At 64.0% G+C, this 16,455-nt stretch carries 18 protein-coding genes; 9 read left to right on the top strand and 9 right to left on the bottom strand.

The features are described from left to right. The first annotated feature begins 52 nt into the window (after positions 1 to 52). Entirely contained in the window at positions 53 to 2,344 is a 2,292-nt protein-coding gene (gene metE / locus HG549_RS21600) for a 5-methyltetrahydropteroyltriglutamate--homocysteine S-methyltransferase (protein WP_170032608.1), read from the top strand. 74 nt (positions 2,345 to 2,418) lie between these two features. Here metE and HG549_RS21595 read toward each other — a convergent pair whose 3' ends face one another. Then, positions 2,419 to 3,597 carry an acetyl-CoA C-acetyltransferase gene (locus HG549_RS21595; protein ID WP_170032606.1) on the bottom strand — a complete coding sequence of 393 codons (1,179 nt, stop codon included), beginning with the start codon at positions 3,595 to 3,597 and terminating at the stop codon, positions 2,419 to 2,421. Between the two features lie 329 nt (positions 3,598 to 3,926). Here HG549_RS21595 and fabV point away from each other — a divergent pair, with 329 nt between their 5' ends. Both fabV and HG549_RS21585 read left to right on the top strand, forming a co-directional pair. Continuing rightward, positions 3,927 to 5,138 carry an enoyl-ACP reductase FabV gene (fabV, locus tag HG549_RS21590; RefSeq protein WP_200626876.1) on the top strand — a complete coding sequence of 404 codons (1,212 nt, stop codon included), beginning with the start codon at positions 3,927 to 3,929 and terminating at the stop codon, positions 5,136 to 5,138. Positions 5,139 to 5,297: 159 nt separating this feature from the next. Then, positions 5,298 to 6,206 carry an alpha/beta fold hydrolase gene (locus HG549_RS21585; RefSeq protein WP_170032602.1) on the top strand — a complete coding sequence of 303 codons (909 nt, stop codon included), beginning with the start codon at positions 5,298 to 5,300 and terminating at the stop codon, positions 6,204 to 6,206. A 123-nt stretch (positions 6,207 to 6,329) separates the two neighbouring features. On the opposite strand, the gene HG549_RS21580 is transcribed toward HG549_RS21585, so the two are convergent. From HG549_RS21580 to HG549_RS21565, 4 genes are all read right to left on the bottom strand, one after another. Next, on the bottom strand, positions 6,330 to 6,671 hold the full coding sequence (locus HG549_RS21580; RefSeq protein ID WP_170032600.1) for a HopJ type III effector protein: 342 nt from the start codon (positions 6,669 to 6,671) through the stop codon (positions 6,330 to 6,332). Then, on the bottom strand, positions 6,664 to 6,960 hold the full coding sequence (locus HG549_RS21575; RefSeq protein WP_170032598.1) for a DUF1244 domain-containing protein: 297 nt from the start codon (positions 6,958 to 6,960) through the stop codon (positions 6,664 to 6,666). The genes HG549_RS21580 and HG549_RS21575 overlap by 8 nt, the downstream gene beginning before the upstream one ends. A 9-nt stretch (positions 6,961 to 6,969) precedes the next feature. Continuing rightward, positions 6,970 to 7,662: a dihydromonapterin reductase gene (folM, locus tag HG549_RS21570; protein WP_170032596.1), complete on the bottom strand. Its 693-nt coding sequence runs from the start codon at positions 7,660 to 7,662 to the stop codon at positions 6,970 to 6,972. A gap of 76 nt (positions 7,663 to 7,738) precedes the next feature. Further along, positions 7,739 to 8,299 carry an antibiotic biosynthesis monooxygenase gene (locus HG549_RS21565; RefSeq protein ID WP_170032594.1) on the bottom strand — a complete coding sequence of 187 codons (561 nt, stop codon included), beginning with the start codon at positions 8,297 to 8,299 and terminating at the stop codon, positions 7,739 to 7,741. 217 nt (positions 8,300 to 8,516) lie between these two features. Here HG549_RS21565 and HG549_RS21560 point away from each other — a divergent pair, with 217 nt between their 5' ends. Beyond that, positions 8,517 to 9,452: a MerR family transcriptional regulator gene (locus HG549_RS21560; RefSeq protein ID WP_170032592.1), complete on the top strand. Its 936-nt coding sequence runs from the start codon at positions 8,517 to 8,519 to the stop codon at positions 9,450 to 9,452. Here the strand turns inward: HG549_RS21560 and HG549_RS21555 are convergent. Both HG549_RS21555 and HG549_RS21550 read right to left on the bottom strand, forming a co-directional pair. Then, positions 9,437 to 10,054, bottom strand: coding sequence for a hypothetical protein (locus HG549_RS21555; protein ID WP_170032590.1), 618 nt, complete (start codon positions 10,052 to 10,054; stop codon positions 9,437 to 9,439). The genes HG549_RS21560 and HG549_RS21555 overlap by 16 nt on opposite strands. A gap of 59 nt (positions 10,055 to 10,113) precedes the next feature. Next, on the bottom strand, positions 10,114 to 10,542 hold the full coding sequence (locus HG549_RS21550) for a PAS domain S-box protein (RefSeq protein WP_170032588.1): 429 nt from the start codon (positions 10,540 to 10,542) through the stop codon (positions 10,114 to 10,116). Between the two features lie 115 nt (positions 10,543 to 10,657). On the opposite strand from HG549_RS21550, the gene HG549_RS21545 reads away from it, so the two are divergent. After that, the gene (locus HG549_RS21545) at positions 10,658 to 11,113 is read left to right on the top strand and encodes a flavodoxin (RefSeq protein ID WP_170032586.1); all 456 of its coding nucleotides are present in this window, start codon (positions 10,658 to 10,660) and stop codon (positions 11,111 to 11,113) included. A gap of 126 nt (positions 11,114 to 11,239) precedes the next feature. Here HG549_RS21545 and HG549_RS21540 read toward each other — a convergent pair whose 3' ends face one another. Beyond that, positions 11,240 to 12,136: a LysR family transcriptional regulator gene (locus HG549_RS21540; protein ID WP_170032584.1), complete on the bottom strand. Its 897-nt coding sequence runs from the start codon at positions 12,134 to 12,136 to the stop codon at positions 11,240 to 11,242. A 96-nt stretch (positions 12,137 to 12,232) separates the two neighbouring features. Between HG549_RS21540 and HG549_RS21535 the strand changes: the two genes are divergently transcribed. The 4 genes from HG549_RS21535 (at position 12,233) to HG549_RS21520 (ending at position 15,412) form a co-directional block, all read left to right on the top strand. Next, a complete protein-coding gene (locus HG549_RS21535; protein WP_170032582.1) occupies positions 12,233 to 12,619 on the top strand; it encodes a CidA/LrgA family protein in 387 nt (128 codons plus the stop codon). Continuing rightward, a complete protein-coding gene (locus HG549_RS21530; protein WP_170032580.1) occupies positions 12,609 to 13,295 on the top strand; it encodes an LrgB family protein in 687 nt (228 codons plus the stop codon). Before HG549_RS21535 ends, HG549_RS21530 begins: the two co-directional genes overlap by 11 nt. A 176-nt stretch (positions 13,296 to 13,471) precedes the next feature. Beyond that, positions 13,472 to 14,377: an alpha/beta fold hydrolase gene (locus HG549_RS21525; RefSeq protein ID WP_170032578.1), complete on the top strand. Its 906-nt coding sequence runs from the start codon at positions 13,472 to 13,474 to the stop codon at positions 14,375 to 14,377. A gap of 120 nt (positions 14,378 to 14,497) precedes the next feature. Next, complete coding sequence (locus tag HG549_RS21520) at positions 14,498 to 15,412, top strand: SDR family oxidoreductase (protein ID WP_170032576.1); 915 nt, start codon at positions 14,498 to 14,500, stop codon at positions 15,410 to 15,412. 241 nt (positions 15,413 to 15,653) lie between these two features. Here HG549_RS21520 and HG549_RS21515 read toward each other — a convergent pair whose 3' ends face one another. Then, on the bottom strand, positions 15,654 to 16,451 hold the full coding sequence (locus HG549_RS21515; protein ID WP_170032574.1) for an IclR family transcriptional regulator: 798 nt from the start codon (positions 16,449 to 16,451) through the stop codon (positions 15,654 to 15,656). Positions 16,452 to 16,455 lie beyond the last annotated feature (4 nt).

Raw genomic sequence — 16,455 nt, 5'->3', positions numbered from 1 at the left:
GCCAGCGCCTGGAAAATCCCCTCATTCATTTCTGCATGCTGAGGGACAAGACATGGCACTGGCACACAACCTGGGCTTTCCACGCATCGGCCGCGACCGCGAGCTGAAAAAGGCCCAGGAAGCCTACTGGAAGGGTGAACTCGACGAAGCCGGCCTGCGCGCCGTCGGCCGCGAGCTGCGTGCCCGCCACTGGCAAGTGCAGAAAGACGCCGGAATCGAACTGCTGCCGGTCGGCGATTTCGCCTGGTACGACCAAGTGCTGACCCACTCGCTGACCTTCGGCGTGATCCCGCAGCGCTTTCGCAGCCGTGACGGCGCCAGGCCAACCCTGCAAACCCTGTTCGCCATGGCCCGTGGTGCCGTTGGAGACAGCTGCTGTGGCGGCGCCCACGCCCAGGAAATGACCAAGTGGTTCGACACCAACTACCACTATCTGGTCCCCGAATTCACCGCCGACCAGCAGTTCGCCCTCAGCTGGGAGCAGCTGTTCGAAGAAGTGGACGAAGCCCAGGCCCTGGGCCATACGGTCAAGCCGGTGGTGATCGGCCCGTTGACCTATTTGTGGCTGGGCAAGGCCAAGGGCGGCGATTTCGACAAGCTGGAGCTGCTCGACGGTCTGTTGCCGCTGTATGACCAGATCCTCAACCGCCTGGCTGCCCAAGGCGTGGAGTGGGTGCAGCTGGACGAGCCGATCCTGGCCCTGGACCTGCCCCAGGACTGGAAGAACGCCTACGAGCGCGTCTACAACATCATCCAGCGTGCGCCGCTGAAGAAGCTGATCGCCACCTACTTCGGCGGCCTGGAGGACAACCTTGGCCTGGCCGCCAACCTGCCGGTCGATGGCCTGCACATCGACCTGGTGCGGGCGCCCGAGCAGTACCCGACCATCCTCGACCGCCTGCCGGCCTACAAGGTGCTGTCGCTGGGCCTGGTCAACGGCCGCAATGTCTGGCGCTGCGACCTGGAACAGGCGCTGGAGGTACTGCGCCATGCCCATGAACGCCTCGGCGAGCGGCTGTGGGTAGCACCGTCCTGCTCGCTGCTGCACAGCCCGGTGGATCTGGACCGTGAAGACCAGCTGGATGCCGAGCTGCAAAGCTGGCTGGCCTTTGCCGTGCAGAAGTGCCAGGAGGTGGCGCTGCTGGCCAAGGCCATCGATGACCCGCAGGCCGCGGAGGTTACCGCTGCCCTGGCGCAGAGCCAGGCCGTACAGGCCAGCCGCGCGGCTTCACCGCGCATTCACAAACCCGCCGTGCAAGCCCGCCTGGCCGCCATCAAGCCTGGCGACAGCCAGCGCCAGTCGGCGTTTGCCCAGCGTATCGGCAAGCAGCGTGCGCGGCTTGGCCTGCCAGCGTTCCCGACCACAACCATTGGTTCGTTCCCGCAGACATCGGCGATTCGCCTGGCACGCCAGGCCTACCGGCAAGGCAAGCTGAGCGAGGCCGACTATGTCGAGGCCATGCACAGCGAGATCCGCCATGCGGTGAAAATCCAGGAAGACCTGGGCCTGGATGTGCTGGTGCACGGCGAGGCCGAGCGCAACGACATGGTCGAATACTTCGCCGAGCAGCTCGATGGTTATGCCTTCACCCGCTTTGGCTGGGTACAGAGCTATGGCTCGCGCTGCGTGAAGCCGGCGGTGATCGTTGGCGACCTGAGCCGGCCGAAGGCCATGACCGTGGACTGGATCACCTATGCCCAGGGCCTGACCGGCAAGCTGATGAAGGGCATGCTGACCGGCCCGGTGACCATGCTGATGTGGTCGTTCCCGCGCGAGGACGTCAGCCGCGAGGTGCAGGCGCGGCAGCTGGCACTGGCGATCCGCGACGAAGTGCTCGACCTGGAGGCGGCGGGGATCCGGATCGTACAGATCGACGAAGCAGCCTTCCGCGAAGGCTTGCCGCTGCGCCATGGTGCCTGGGCCCATTACCTGGAGTGGGCTACCGAGGCGTTCCGCCTGTGTGCTTCGGGCGTGCTCGACGAAACCCAGATTCACACCCACATGTGCTATAGCGAGTTCAATGACGTGATCGAGTCGATCGCGGCAATGGATGCCGACGTGATCACCATCGAGACCTCGCGTTCGGACATGGAACTGCTGGCGGCGTTCGAGCGGTTTGCCTACCCCAACGAGATCGGCCCGGGGGTATATGACATTCACTCGCCGCGGGTGCCGAGCCGCGAGGACATGGTCAAGCTGTTGCGCAAGGCTGCCCGGCGTATTCCCGCCGAGCGCCTGTGGGTCAACCCGGATTGCGGGCTGAAGACCCGTGGCTGGCCGGAGACCGAGGCAGCGTTGATCAATATGGTTGCCGCTGCCCGCGAGCTGCGTACCAGTGCCTGATCTGCTGTAGCCTGTGCCGGCCTCTTCGCGGGGTTAACCGCGAAGAGGCCGAGCCTGCGCATAACAACCTGTAATCAGCGCTCGATCGCCAACGCCACGCCTTGCCCACCACCGATGCACAGGGTAGCCAGGCCTTTTTTGCCATCGCGCTTGATCATTTCGTGCAGCAGGGTCACCAGCACCCGGCATCCGGACGCCCCGATCGGATGGCCGAGGGCAATTGCCCCGCCATTCACGTTGACCCGCGCAGCATCCCACTCCAGCGCCTTGCCCACTGCCAACGCCTGCGCGGCGAAGGCCTCGTTGGCTTCGATCAGGTCCAGTTCGGCCAGTTGCCAACCGGCTTTGTCCAGGCAACGCTGGGTCGCCGAAACCGGGCCGATACCCATGATCGCCGGGTCTACGCCAGCGCTGGCATAGGCTGCGATCCTGGCCAGCACCGGCAAGCCCAGGGCCTTGGCCTTGGCGGCGCTCATCAACATCACGGCGGCGGCGCCATCGTTCAGGCTGGAAGCATTGCCGGCGGTGACGCTGCCATCCTTCTTGAACGCCGGGCGCAGTTTGCCCAGGGATTCGACGGTGGTGTCCTGGCGTGGTTGTTCGTCTCGCGCGAAGACCTTGGGCTCGCCCTTCTTCTGCGGCAGCACGATCGGCGTGATCTCGGCATCGAAGCGGCCCGCCTCGATCGCCGCCACCGCCTTGCGCTGCGACTCGGCGGCAAAGGCGTCCTGCTGTTCCCGGCTGAGGCCGTACTTGTCCACCAGGTTTTCCGCAGTGATACCCATGTGATAGTCGTTGAACGCATCCCACAGGCCGTCGCTGATCATGCTGTCGACCAGTTGGCCGTGGCCCATGCGCTGGCCGGTACGGGCCGAGGGCATCACGTAGGGAGCGAGGCTCATGTTCTCCTGGCCACCGGCGATGACCACCTCGGCATCACCGCAGCGGATGGCCTGGGCCGCCAGGTGCAGGGCCTTGAGGCCCGAACCGCAGACCTTGTTCAGGGTCAGGGCCGGTACGCTGTAGGGCAGGCCGGCCTTGATCGCCGCCTGGCGTGCCGGGTTCTGCCCGGCTCCGGCGGTTAGCACCTGGCCGAGGATCACTTCATCGACCTGCGCCGGCTCCAGCCCGGTCTGTTCCAGCAGGCGCTTGATCACGGCGGCACCGAGGTCTACCGCAGGGACTGTGGCGAGGGCGCCCTGGAAACTGCCGATGGCGGTACGGGTTGCAGCGACGATAACCACGTCGTTCATGTTGTTGTTCTCCGTGCGAGGGGCGTAATGCCTCAAGCATCGGTGGCTTTGGCTTATTTGTTAAGTTTGTTTTTCTTTGCGATTGATGTGGAAAACCAATGAATAGGCGCAAAGCCGATGCGCAACGGGGTCACGCCCGCGCATACCGGCCGTGGCGCGCCGAACCGCCGCGAAACGGCCAGCACCGGCAAAGCTCGGTTTTGCATCCCCCTGATCAGCCCGTAATATGTGTCGGATAACCAGCGAGGGTAGTCTCACCCTCTGATCAATTCATTCGGAAACGCCCGATGGTGGCGCTTCCCCGGCATAAACCTGACGAGGTACAGACATTGGCCATCATTCATCCTAAGGTTCGCGGTTTCATCTGCACCACGACTCACCCGAAGGGCTGCGAGCTCAACGTCCGTGACCAGATCGAAGCCACCCGCAAGCTGGGCGTGCGCGAGGATGGCCCGAAGAAGGTCCTGGTCATCGGCGCTTCCAGTGGCTACGGCCTGGCAGCCCGTATCACCGCGGCGTTCGGCTTCAAGGCCGACACCCTGGGTGTGTTCTTCGAAAAACCAGGCACCGAGACCAAGGCCGGCACCGCTGGCTGGTACAACGCTGCCGCCTTCGACAAGTTTGCCAAGGCCGAAGGCCTGTACAGCAAGTCGATCAACGGTGATGCCTTCTCCGACGAAGCGCGCGCCAAGGTCATCGAGCTGATCAAGAACGAAATGGGTGGCAAGGTCGACCTGGTCATCTACTCGCTGGCCTCGCCGGTGCGCAAGCTGCCGCAGACGGGTGAAGTGGTGCGTTCGGCGCTGAAACCGATCGGCCAGCCATACAAGTCGACCGCCATCGACACCAACAAGGACACCATCATCGAGGCCAGCATCGAGCCGGCCACCGAGCAGGAAATCCAAGACACCGTTACCGTCATGGGCGGCCAGGACTGGCAGCTGTGGATCGATGCCCTGGCGGGCGCCAACGTGCTGGCCGAAGGCGCCCGCACCGTGGCCTTCAGCTACATCGGCACCGAAATCACCTGGCCGATCTACTGGCACGGTGCGCTGGGCCAGGCCAAGCAGGACCTGGACGAAACCGCCCTGCGCCTGGACCAGAAACTGGCCGCTGACATCAACGGCGGTGCCAACGTGGCGGTGCTGAAGTCGGTGGTTACCCAGGCCAGTTCGGCCATCCCGGTGATGCCGCTGTACCTGTCGATGGTGTTCAAGATCATGCAGGAAAAGGGTGTTCACGAAGGTACCCAGGACCAGCTGGACCGCATGTTCCGCGACCGCATGTACCGCGCCGACGGTGCGCCGGCCGAGGTCGACGAAAAGGGCCGCCTGCGCCTGGACGACTGGGAACTGCGTGACGACGTGCAGGATGCCTGCAAGGCCATGTGGCCACAGGTGACCACCGAGAACCTGTTCGAGCTGACCGACTATGCCGGTTACAAGAAGCAGTTCCTCAACCTGTTCGGCTTCGAGCGTGCTGACGTCAACTACGACGAAGACGTGGCTACCGATGTGAAGTTCGACTGCGTCGAGCTGTAAGCTGAAACTGCGCTGGCCTCATCGCCGGCCAGCTCCCACCGAGTGTCCCCAGGCCTTTGGGCTTGTGCAATAGTTGTGGGAGCCGGCTTGCCGGCGATAAGGCCAGCACAGGCTGACGATTTTTTGCTAGCTTTGGCGCACCAGAACAGGGAATGTGCCATGAGCAGCCTTGCCCAACCTGCCACCGCCTTTCGCCATACCGCAGCCGACGGCTACAGCCTCGGCGGCTTCTGCTGGCGCCACGCCCACCCTGACAGCCAGCGGCCGCTGGTGATCATCAATGCTGCCACTTCGGTACGCTGCCGCTATTACTCGCGCTTTGCCGACTACCTGTTCGCCCAGGGCTGCGATGTGCTGACCTACGACTACCGTGGTATCGGCGAATCCCGCCCACCATCGCTGCGCGGCTTCCAGGCCTCCTGGAGCGACTGGGGCCGGCTGGATTTCGAAGCCATGCTTGCGTACGCCGCAGAACATTTCCCCGGCCAGCCGGTGGACGTGGTGGGCCACAGCTTTGGCGGCTGCGCGGTGGGCCTGGCGCCGTCTGCGGGGCAGGTACGCCGGGTGGTGATGGTTGGCGCGCAATTCGCCTACTGGCGCGATTACGCGGCCGAGCAGCGCTGGCAGCTGTTCGGCAAGTGGCACGTGGTGATGCCGTTGCTCACCCGGCTATTCGGTTATTTCCCTGGCAAGCGCCTGGGCTGGCTGGAGGACACGCCATCCGGCGTGGTGCATGACTGGGCCACACGTACCCCGCGTTATGAGCAACGCCCCAGTGGGCGGGCGCTGGCGACGCTCCCGTTCGCCCAGGTGCGGGCGGCGACGCTGGCGATCAGCCTGACCGATGACCCCTTTGGTACCGTGGCGGCGACGGAGCGTCTGCTGGGCTACCTGCAGGGTGCTGAACGCTGCCACTTGCGCATTGCGCCTGGGGATATCTCGGTCGGGGAAATTGGCCATTTCGCGTTCTTCCATGCTCGGTTCCGCGAGAACTTGTGGCCGGTTGCAGTGCAGTGGCTACAGCGGGGTGGGTTGGCAGCTGGCGTGCCGGGAATAATCGTCAGTTGAGGTAATACGGCTTTCTTGGGCCGCTTTGCGGCCCATCGCGATACAAAGCCGCGCCGGCAAGGGAACTGGCCTGTGTAGGAGCGGCCTTGTGTCGCGATGGGCTGCAAAGCAGCCCCGGCAATCTCACGCCTTGCGCGAAAGCGGCTGGCCGGCAAACTTCACACCGGCCAGGCCATGCTTGATCAGCGCGCGGATGTTGCCGTGGTCGCTGCCGTCGGGCGTGGCCAGCACGTCACGGTAGTGCTCGCCAAAGGCCAGCAGCGCTTCCTGGTCGCTCAGCCCTTCCAGCAGCGCCAGGCCCAGGGTCTTGCACGAGCCTTCGTTCTGCCCGGCCGCATTCGCCACGCCGCCGTTGTCGAAGGCTTGTGGCTGGTAGCTGTAATGGTCGGCAATGAACGCCAGGGTGTCGGCAAAGAGGTGTTTGCCGCTGGCCAGGCTGGCGCGCAGGGTGTCGAGGTCAGTCACGAGGTTTTCCTTTTTCGAACGCCGCTTGCTGCTCGGCGCTGGCTTCTTTCTGGTATTGGGCTTTCCACTCGGCATAAGGCATGCCGTACACCGCTTCGCGGGCATCATCCAGGCTCACCTCGAGCTGGCGCTCGTCGGCCGCCGCCTTGTACCACTTGGACAGGCAGTTGCGGCAAAAGCCGGACAGGTTCATCAGGTCGATGTTTTGCACGTCGCTGCGCTTTTGCAGGTGTTCGACCAGGCGCCGGAACGCGGCGGCCTCGAGTTCGAGCTGTTGCTGTGGGGTCATGGGCTTCTCTCAGGTCATGCGGTTCTTCAGGTGGCGGCCACCGTTGATGACCACCTGGCTGCCGGTGCTGTACTGGCTGGCGAGCAGGTACTTGACCGTCTCGATCAGCGGGCCGGCGCCTGGTTCGAACTCCAGCAAGGCCTTCTTCAGGGTTTGCTGGCGGTAGGCTTCGTCACCTCCTTCCTTGAGGATCAGCAGCCCGGGAAGAATACCGTTCACACGCACCTTGGGCGCATATTTTTCGGCGAACGACAGCACCATGTTCTGCAACGCCGCCTTGGTTGCGGCATAACCGATATGGCTTTTGCTGCCGCGCGAAGAGGTTTCGTCGCAAATGTGGATGATGTCGGCCTTTTCCTCCCTGGCCAGCAGGTCGCCCAGTGCCAGGTTGAGGTGGTAGGGTGCTTCGACATGCAGGCGGAACATGGTTTCGAGGTTGTCGAGGCCATCGTCCAGCCACAGCGAGGCGTTATGGATGATTGCGCGCAGGCCGTCGTAATGGCTGTGCAGGTAGTCGATCAGGGCCTGGCGGTCGGCCGCCTGGCACAGGTCGGCCTGGAACTGCACGATGTTCGGGTGGGTCGCCCCTGGCTGGGCGCTACGGCTGGCACTGACCACCGTGTGGCCGGCCTGGGCCAGTTCAAGGGCCAGGGCCAGCCCGACACGCTGGCTGGCTCCGGTTACGAGAATTGGGCTGTTCATGTTCGGGCGGTCAACTTGTCTGGTCTGTCGTTGCCGCCCAGCATACCTCAAGAATTTTCCTCTTGTACCGCTGCGCTCAGCGGCTGCGCAGTACTGCTCCACCGCGCGGCGCGGCCTGTAGCCAGCCGGCCAGCAGGCGGGTGGACAGCGGGATGAACAGGTAGACCATCACAGGCGTCAGGGCCAGGGTGCTGAGCAGTACCCGAGGCACCAGGACCAGCGCTGCCAGCCAGTGGCCGAACACCAGGTTGAATACCAGCGACACCGGGAAAAACGCCAGCCAGATGGCCACGGCCTGCTTCCAGCGCGGTGGTTTTTGCACCATGTTGGTGCCAAACCAGTCATCAATGCCGCTTACGCGCGCTTCTCTGGGGCGTTCAAACAGACCATTGCCACGTTGCAACCAGGCCCGGCGCGACGCGGAGTGCTCCCAGGCATGCAGTGTGGGTTCGTCACTGAAGCGGAAGATGATCTGGAACTCATCGCCATCGCTGGGTGGGGCGAGGATGCCGGAGCCGAGGTAGCCGGGAAAGTCGGTAGCCAACTGCTCGCCTTCATGCAGCCAGGCCAGCAGGTCCTGGTAGCGGCCATGGGCGGCGCGGCGCGACACCATCAGGGTGACGGGTGGGGTAGACATCGTGTATCTCCTGGCAACAGGGCTGGCGGGTAGCTGGCCCTTCTGGCTGAAGCGCCCGGGGTGGTGGGCGACACAGGCGTGCATGCAAGAATCGGGCGCGGATTATCGCGTATCGGCGGGCATCGGCAACTGTCAGCCGGCAAACGGTCGATCCCTGTGGCCGTCGACGTCGTAGTAGACTACTGCTCGACTTCCGCCCACAGGGTACTCCGTGAAGATGAACGAACAGGGACGTAATCCAATGATTGATGCGGGCCTGATGCAGCAGGACCTGTTTCCGATCCGTGAGGTTTCCCGCCTGACCGGCGTCAATGCCGTAACCTTGCGCGCCTGGGAACGCCGCTATGGCCTGATCCAGCCAACCCGCACCGACAGTGGCCATCGCCTGTATTCGCAGGCCGACATCGATGACGTGCGGCGCATCCTTGGCTGGCTGGAGCGCGGCGTGGCGGTGAGCAAGGTCGCCAGCATTCTCGCGCGCGACCATGCCCTGGCCGGGCCGACAGGCGGGGTGACGGACGCCTGGGCGCGTTGGCAACAGCAGATTCGCCAGGCGCTGCAACGGTTTGACGCGGCGGGCCTGGACCGTTTGTTCAACGAGGTCTTCGCGGCAGCTACCCTGGACCAGGTATTCAGCGAAGTGTTCATGCCGGTGTGGCATGACCTTGCGGTCGGGCAGGGCAGTTACGGGCAGGCCAGCGAGTGGCTGTTCCTTGACCAGTTCCTGCGTGGGCGGGTGTTCGCCCGCTTGCAGCTTGCCCAGGCACCGCGCCGGCGCACGGTGCTGCTGGCGCCGCTTCCGGGGCAATGTCACGAGCTGGAATTGCTGGTGACCAGCCTGATGCTGGGCAGCGACGAAATGGGGGTTACCCTGTTGCCCAGCGGCCAACCGCTGGCGGAGCTGGCGCTGGTCTGCGAGCGCCTGAAACCGGATGCCCTGGTGTTGTTCTCCCACCAGTCGCTTACCACAGAACTCGGTCGCCGCCTGGCGCGCCTGGTGGCTGGGCTGGAGTGCCCGTTGCTACTGGCTGGTGAAGCGGCGGAGCTGGCTCAGGACAGCCTGGCAGGTAGCCCGATAGCCTGCCTGGGTGCGCAGGGCAGTGTGATGCGCCAGCGATTGCGGCAATTTCTGGCCGGTCAGCTCGATACTTGAGTGTGCAGCTCGGGGTGAGCCCGGCGGTGGGCTTGCAGAATGTAGTCGCGCAGGCGTTCGATCTCTTCTGCCGAGCTTTGGCTGAGGTCGTAGGCAGCCAGGTCCGGGCCGATGCGCCGGCTCAACACACCCAGCAGTTCGATGGGGTTGATACCTTCGGGGGCGAAGCGTAGTTCGAAACGGGCGGGCGCGGCAGGCAGGCCACGGATTTCCAGCAGCGTACCTTTGAACGAGATGTCACGAACCCACAGGCCGCTGTCCTGGCCTTGGGCATCGAGCAACGCGCTCGGCTGCTCCATCGACAGGCGCCATGGGCGCAAGCTGGGGCCGTCTTCGTAGATTTCCGGCGAGCCCAGTTGCAGGTGCAGGGCGTGGAATTCGTCTTCCACCAGTTGCAGCGGGAAGCTGATCTGCTGGTTGTTGAACTGGGCCTGCAAGGTGACTTGTTCGTTGGCTACCAGACGGGTGAGCAAACTCTGGATTCGGCGGTCGCCATTGACCAGCAGGCTCGACATGGGGTCGGCCAGGTTCAGTTGCGGCGAATGCTGCATGCTCTGTATGAAGTCCAGCTCGTCCTGAGTCAGGAGCGCTTCTGCTTGCATGATCGAACTCGAGGGTGACAATTTCTTCAACGGGATTGACCGCGAGTGTCGCGCTTGGTTCAGCTGCGTTCGTCGGGTTTCGGACGAGCGCGCATTTCGGCCAGCTCGCGTTCCAGTTCGACCTGGCGGCTGACGTCTTTCTGGATACCGATGAAGTAGGTGCGCTGTTCGGCGTCGTGCCTGACCGGGGTGATCGACAGTTCATTCCAGAAGGCGCTGCCATCCTTGCGGTAGTTGCGCAGCACTTCGCGGCACGGGCGGCCTTCGGCCAGCGCCTTGCGAATGCGGGCGCGGCCAAGCTGGTCGCGGTCATCGGCCTGCAGGAAGCGACAGTCCTGATAAAGGATCTCGTCACGGCTATAACCGGTCAGGCGTTCGAAGGCAGCGTTCACGTAGATGAGGATGGTGTCGTCGCCTTCCTGTTCGGCGACCACGATCCCGTCATTGGACGCATCGACCATGGATTGCAGTAGTTGCGCGTTGATCATGTTCGGGCCATTGGCGAAGAAGGGCTGAAGATGGCGACTAGAGTAGAGGCGGCCTTTTGCCAGCGCTGAATGCTAGTATCCTACGTTTTCACTCAGTTTCGGAATCCTCTACTTGATGAAAGTCGCCATTATTTCCGGATCGGTCTACGGCACCGCCGAAGAAGTCGCCCGTCACGCAGAAGCACTGCTCAAGGCCGCAGGCCTGGAGGCCTGGCATGCGGCGCGCGCCACCTTGCAGGACCTCGAAGGTTTCGCCCCCGATGCCCTGTTGGCTGTCACCTCGACCACCGGCATGGGCGAACTGCCGGACAGCCTCATGCCGTTGTACTCCAGCATCCGCGATACGCTGCCAGCGGCCTGGCGCGGCCTGCCGGGTGCGGTGATCGCGCTGGGCGACTCCAGCTATGGCGATACCTATTGCGGTGGCGGTGAGCAAATGCGCGAGCTGTTCGCCGAGCTGGGCGTGCGGGAAGTACAGCCGATGCTGCGCCTGGACGCCAGTGAGACGGTAACCCCGGAAGCGGATGCCGAGCCGTGGCTGGCCGAGTTGGCTGCTGCACTGCAAGCCTGACGTTTTCTGTCGCCTGTACCGGCCTTTTCGCGGGTGAACCCGCTCCTGCAGGACCGTCAAAGCCGGTGAAAACCGTGCGGTAGCTGTGAGGGCGGTTTTACCCGCGAAGCGGCCAGCAAGGGCCACTCATTGCTGGCGGTCGAGCGCTGGCCGCTCGTTCACCAATGCCAACCACGCCTGCGCTGCCCGTGACAGGTACGCCCCGCGGCGCCAGATGAAGGCGATGTCCCAGCGCAGATCCTGCGGCGAGCGTAGCGGCAAACGCACTACCCCAGGGCGTTGCAGCGCTTTTGCCACCACACGGGGCAGCAGGACCACACCCTGGCCCGCCGCCACCAGCGCGGCAAGGAAGTCTGCCTGGCCACTGCGACCGCCTTCCTTGGGGGTGAAGCCTTGTTGCTGGCACGCCTTCAGCAACCGGTCATTGAGCACGAAGCTGCGCTGGTAAAGCAGAAACGGCGTGTCGGCCAACTGCTGCAGGTCTACTCCGTCCTGGCCCGCCAGTGCGTGGCTGGCCGGTAGCAGGGCATCCAGTGGCTCATTGCAGAAAGGCTGGTAGTCGAACGCCTCGTCAGCAGGTGTCAGGCTGCCGCCCAGCTCCAGCTCGCCACTTCTGACTGCCTGCTCGACACTGCGGCTACCGCCCTCGAGCAGTTGGATGGCGATGTTCGGGTGACGACGCCGATATTCGGCGAACAACCCGGCAAACAGCGCGTCGCTGCCCAGCATCGGCAAGCCCAGGCGCAGTTCGCCGCGGCCCATCTGGCTGAGGTCGTCCAGTTCGCCCAGCAGTGCCTGGCGTTGGCGCAGCAAGGCTTCGCCACGCTCGAGCACGATGCGCCCGGCCGCCGTCAGGTGCAGTTGTGAAGCCTGGCGCTCCAGTAATGGCTGGCCCAGATCTTGCTCCAGCTGGGCAACTTGCTTGCTCACGGCCGACTGGCTGATGTGCAGGGTTTGCGCCGCCTGGGTGAAACCACCGCGATGGACGACTTCGATAAAGCTGCGCAGCTGTTTGAATTCCATGATCGCAATTCCATTCCGGAATGGCTTGTAGTCTAACAATTCGCTTCTGGCCTAGGCAGCCGAATCTTAAAATGAGGGCCTGTCGAGGACTCCCCCATGAAACCCGCGTTACTGAAAAAAGCCCTGCGCCTGCTGCTCGAGCTGGCGATCCTTTGTTCCCTGTTCCTGTTCGGCGGCCAGCTTGCCGCCTGGCTGGGCTGGCCGATACCGGGCGGTGTGATGGGCCTGGCATTGCTGCTGTTGCTGTTCGCTTCAGGTGTGCTCAAGCCGGCCATGCTGCAATTGGGAGCAGGCTGGCTGATGGCCGAAATGCTGCTGTTTTTCATTCCGGCGCTGATGAGCCTGCTCGATTACGGCGCCCTGATCCGTGACGAAGGCTGGCGCATCTTGTTGGTGATTGCCGTGAGCACTTTGATGGTGATGGTGGTGACCGCATTGACGGTGGAGCTGGTGTGCCGCTGGAGGTTGCGCCATGAGCCTTGAACCCATGCCGCTGTTCTGGCTCGCCCTGACCTTGCTGGCCTATCTGGGCAGCCGCTGGTTGTACCGGCGCAGTGGCCGCTACCTGCTGTCGCCGCTGATCCTGGTGCCGGTCCTGCTGCTGGCGGTTGCGGTGCCGCTGCACACCGCCTATGCCGAATATGCCCGCAATACCCATTGGCTGATGAGTGTGCTCGGCCCGGTGACCGTGGCCTTCGCGGTGCCGATCTGGCAGCAGCGGGCCATGCTCGCGCGCCACTGGCCGGCACTGATGATGGGCATGGTTGCCGGCAGCAGTGCCTCGATCGCCAGTTCCTGGGGGCTGGCTCATCTGCTCGCGCTGGACAGTGCGACCAGCCTGTCATTGGTGCCGCGCTCGATCACCACGCCTTTTGCCATGCCGCTGGCGCATGACCTCGGTGGCGTACCGGAGCTGACTGCGGTATTCGTGATGTTCACCGGCGTGCTCGGGGCCATGTTCGGCGGCGTTCTGCTGCGCTGGTTGCCGTTGCGTACGCCGCTGGCGCGGGGGGCGCTGTTCGGTGTCGGTGCCCATGGCGCGGGAGTCAGCCGGGCGCACGAGGTGGGCAGCGAGGAGGGTTCGGTGGCGGGCCTGGTAATGGTCCTGACCGGCCTGCTGAACCTGTTCGCGGCACCGCTGCTGGCCATGTTGCTCTGACCGTTCGTGCCACTGACTCGCTCAGTCATCAAGCTGGCTGGCAACGCAAGTTCAAGGCCCTGGGCTGCTGGCTAGACTCAGCCTCGACTCAGAGAGCACATGTAAGTGCCGAGGTGACATGCAATGAGCGCAGCCTTGCCTTGTTCAGCCAACTCTACTTCACCGGGACCTTTCTGATGCCCATTGCCGAGATTCCACTGTGCGTCTGGCGTACCCGGGGACAGAGTTTCACCTACCGGGGCCAGAGCATCCGCTACTGGACCGCAGGGCAAGGAGAGCCCTTGCTGCTGTTGCACGGTTTCCCCACCGCCAGCTGGGATTGGCATTACTTGTGGGGGCCTTTGGCCCAACGCTTCCGGGTGATCGCCTGCGACATGCTCGGCTTTGGCGATTCGGCCAAACCCGTCGATCACGTCTACAGCCTGATGGAGCAGGCCGACCTGCAACAGGCCTTGCTCGCCGAGCTGCAGGTCGACCAGCCGCTGCACCTGCTGGCCCACGACTACGGCGGCAGCGTGGCCCAGGAACTGTTGGCACGGCATTACGAGCAACGCGCCTGCATCGCCAGCTGCGTATTCCTCAACAGCGGGCTGTTTCCGGAAAGTTGCCGCATGCTGCTGATCCAGAAACTCCTGCTCAGCCCTGTGGGCTGGCTGGTAGGGCGCTCGTTCGGGCGCGACGACCTGGTGCACAACCTTATGCAGGTCTATGGCCCTTGCACCCATCCCAGCGAAAGCGTACTGGATGATTTCTGGAGCCTGATCACCGCCAACCATGGCACGCGCGTGCTGCACAAACTGGTTGGCTATATGCCAGAGCGCCGATTGCACCGCGAGCGCTGGGTTGGGGCGTTGCAACGCGAAGGCGTGCCGCTGCGCTTGATCAATGGCATGGTCGACCCGCTGTCCGGCGCGCACATGGTCGAGCGCTACCGGCAACTGGTGCCGGCGCCGGACACCGTTCAGTTGCAAGGTATCGGCCACTATCCGCATACCGAGGCGCCAGTCCAGGTGCTACGTCATTACCTCGTGTTTCGCGAACGACCGCTGCGCAGCTACCCGCAGAAGATGGCCTGGTCCTGAGCAGGCCTGCCGCCCATCGCGTTGCGTTATTGCCTGGCATTCAGCCGGCAGGCGCTTGATTGTCCGTTCGCCCTCGGCGGCGGACACTCGGCGGACCTGAACCTGCCTGGAGCCATGAGCATGAGCGAGCCTGTCCGTCTGCAAGATCGCGTGGTGATCGTCACCGGAGCCGGCGGCGGCCTGGGCCGTGCCCATGCGCTGCTGTTCGCCGCGCGTGGCGCCCGGGTGGTGGTCAACGACCTCGGTGGCTCCACCCATGGCGAAGGTGCCAGCGCCTGCGCCGCTGACCGGGTGGTCGAGGAGATCCGCGCCGCTGGCGGCAGCGCCATTGCCAGCCATGAGTCGGTCGGCCAGGGTGCGCGCATCGTCGAGCAGGCCCTGGACAGCTTCGGCCGGGTCGACGTGCTGGTGAACAACGCGGGCATCCTGCGTGACAAGACCTTCCACAAGATGGAAGACAGCGACTGGGAGCAGGTCTACCAGGTGCATGTCGAAGGGGCCTACAAGGTCACCCGCGCCGCCTGGCCGCACCTGCGCGAGCAGAACTGGGGACGCGTGATCTTCACCGCGTCCACGTCCGGTATCTATGGCAACTTTGGCCAGTCCAACTACGGCATGGCCAAGCTGGGCCTGTACGGCTTGACCCGCACCCTGGCGATCGAGGGGCGCAAGCATGGCATCCTGGTCAACGCCATTGCCCCTACCGGTGGCACGCGCATGACCGAAGGGCTGATCCCGCCCCAGGTGTTCGAGCGGCTCAAGCCTGAACTGGTCAGCCCGCTGGTGGTGTACCTGGGCAGCGAGCAGTGCCAGGGCAGCGGAGACTTGTTCGAAGTGGGCGGCGGCTGGGTGGGCAAGGTGCGGTGGGAGCGTAGCCTGGGCGTGGGTTTCGATCCGCGTGAAGGCTTTACCCCGGAGCAGGTGGCGGAGAACTGGGCCCGTATCGGCGATTTCGAAGGGGCGGTGCACCCGCAGGACAGCTTGCAGGCCTTGCAGCAGATGATGGCCAACCTGCAAAAATACCCCTTGGGCTGAAACCTTCGCTGGCTGTGCCGGCCTCTTCGCGGGCACAGGTGAAGATTATTTTCAGGGCAGATAAAAAAGGCCGCTGCAAGCCGCAGCGGCCAATCGAGACGTCAGATCAAGGAGCTTCAAAATCTACGTCGGTGAACCTCGCAGGCTTGAAAGGCGGGGGGGAGAGCCCTTCATGCCGGCCAGTGAGTTAAGAATAAGCGCTTGATCCTGTAGGAAAAATAGCGGCTTATGACATTCACCTTTACGCATCGGGCAATAGTGCCGCAGGCGTATAGCCCATGCGCCAGCTGGTTTCCCGTGCGGCCGCCAGCAGCCGTTGCGCCGCCGGGCCGTGCTCGTCGGCATGGAAGATCGAGGTTGGCCCGACCACGGTCATCACCGCGGCGATCCGCCCCATGGCATTGAACACTGGGGCCGACAGCGCATCCACGCCCGGCATCAGCAGCCCGTGCACATGATGCAGGCCACGTGCGCGGATGCCGGCCAGGACTGCCTGGTAATCGGCGGCACTGTGCTGCAGCGCAGCCAGTTCCTGGTCCCGCAATTCCACGGTTTCGCGCTCGGGCAGGTAGGCGGCGAACACCAGCCCGGTGGATGAGCTGAGCAGTGGCAGTACCGAACCGATCTGGGTGACCACGGTGACCGCGCGTACTGCCGGCTCGATGCTGACCACGGTCGCGCCCTGGTTGCCCCATACGGCAATGAAGCAGCTCTCGTTCAGTTCATCACGCAGTTGCGACAGCGGCAACGCGGCAACCTTCAGCACATCGATGCTGCCCAGCGCCGCCAGCCCCACCCGCAGCGCCTCGCGTCCCAGGCCGTAATGGTTGGTGGCCGCATCCTGCTCGGCAAAGCCGCTGGCAATCAGCGCCTGCAGGTAACGGTGCACCTTGCTCGCCGGCATCTGCACATGCTCTGCCAGGCGCGACAGCGAGGTGGAGGGGGAGAGTTGCGCCAGGGCCTTGAGGATGTCGGTACCGACCTCTGCCGAGCGGACTTTCTGCTTGCCGTTGTCGGCGGGGGAGCTGGCTTTGGCCATGGAC

The organism is Pseudomonas sp. SK (genome assembly GCF_012975065.1).
Classification (GTDB): Bacteria; Pseudomonadota; Gammaproteobacteria; order Pseudomonadales; family Pseudomonadaceae; genus Aquipseudomonas; species Aquipseudomonas anuradhapurensis.
This window is presented reverse-complemented; position numbering and strand designations above follow the sequence as displayed.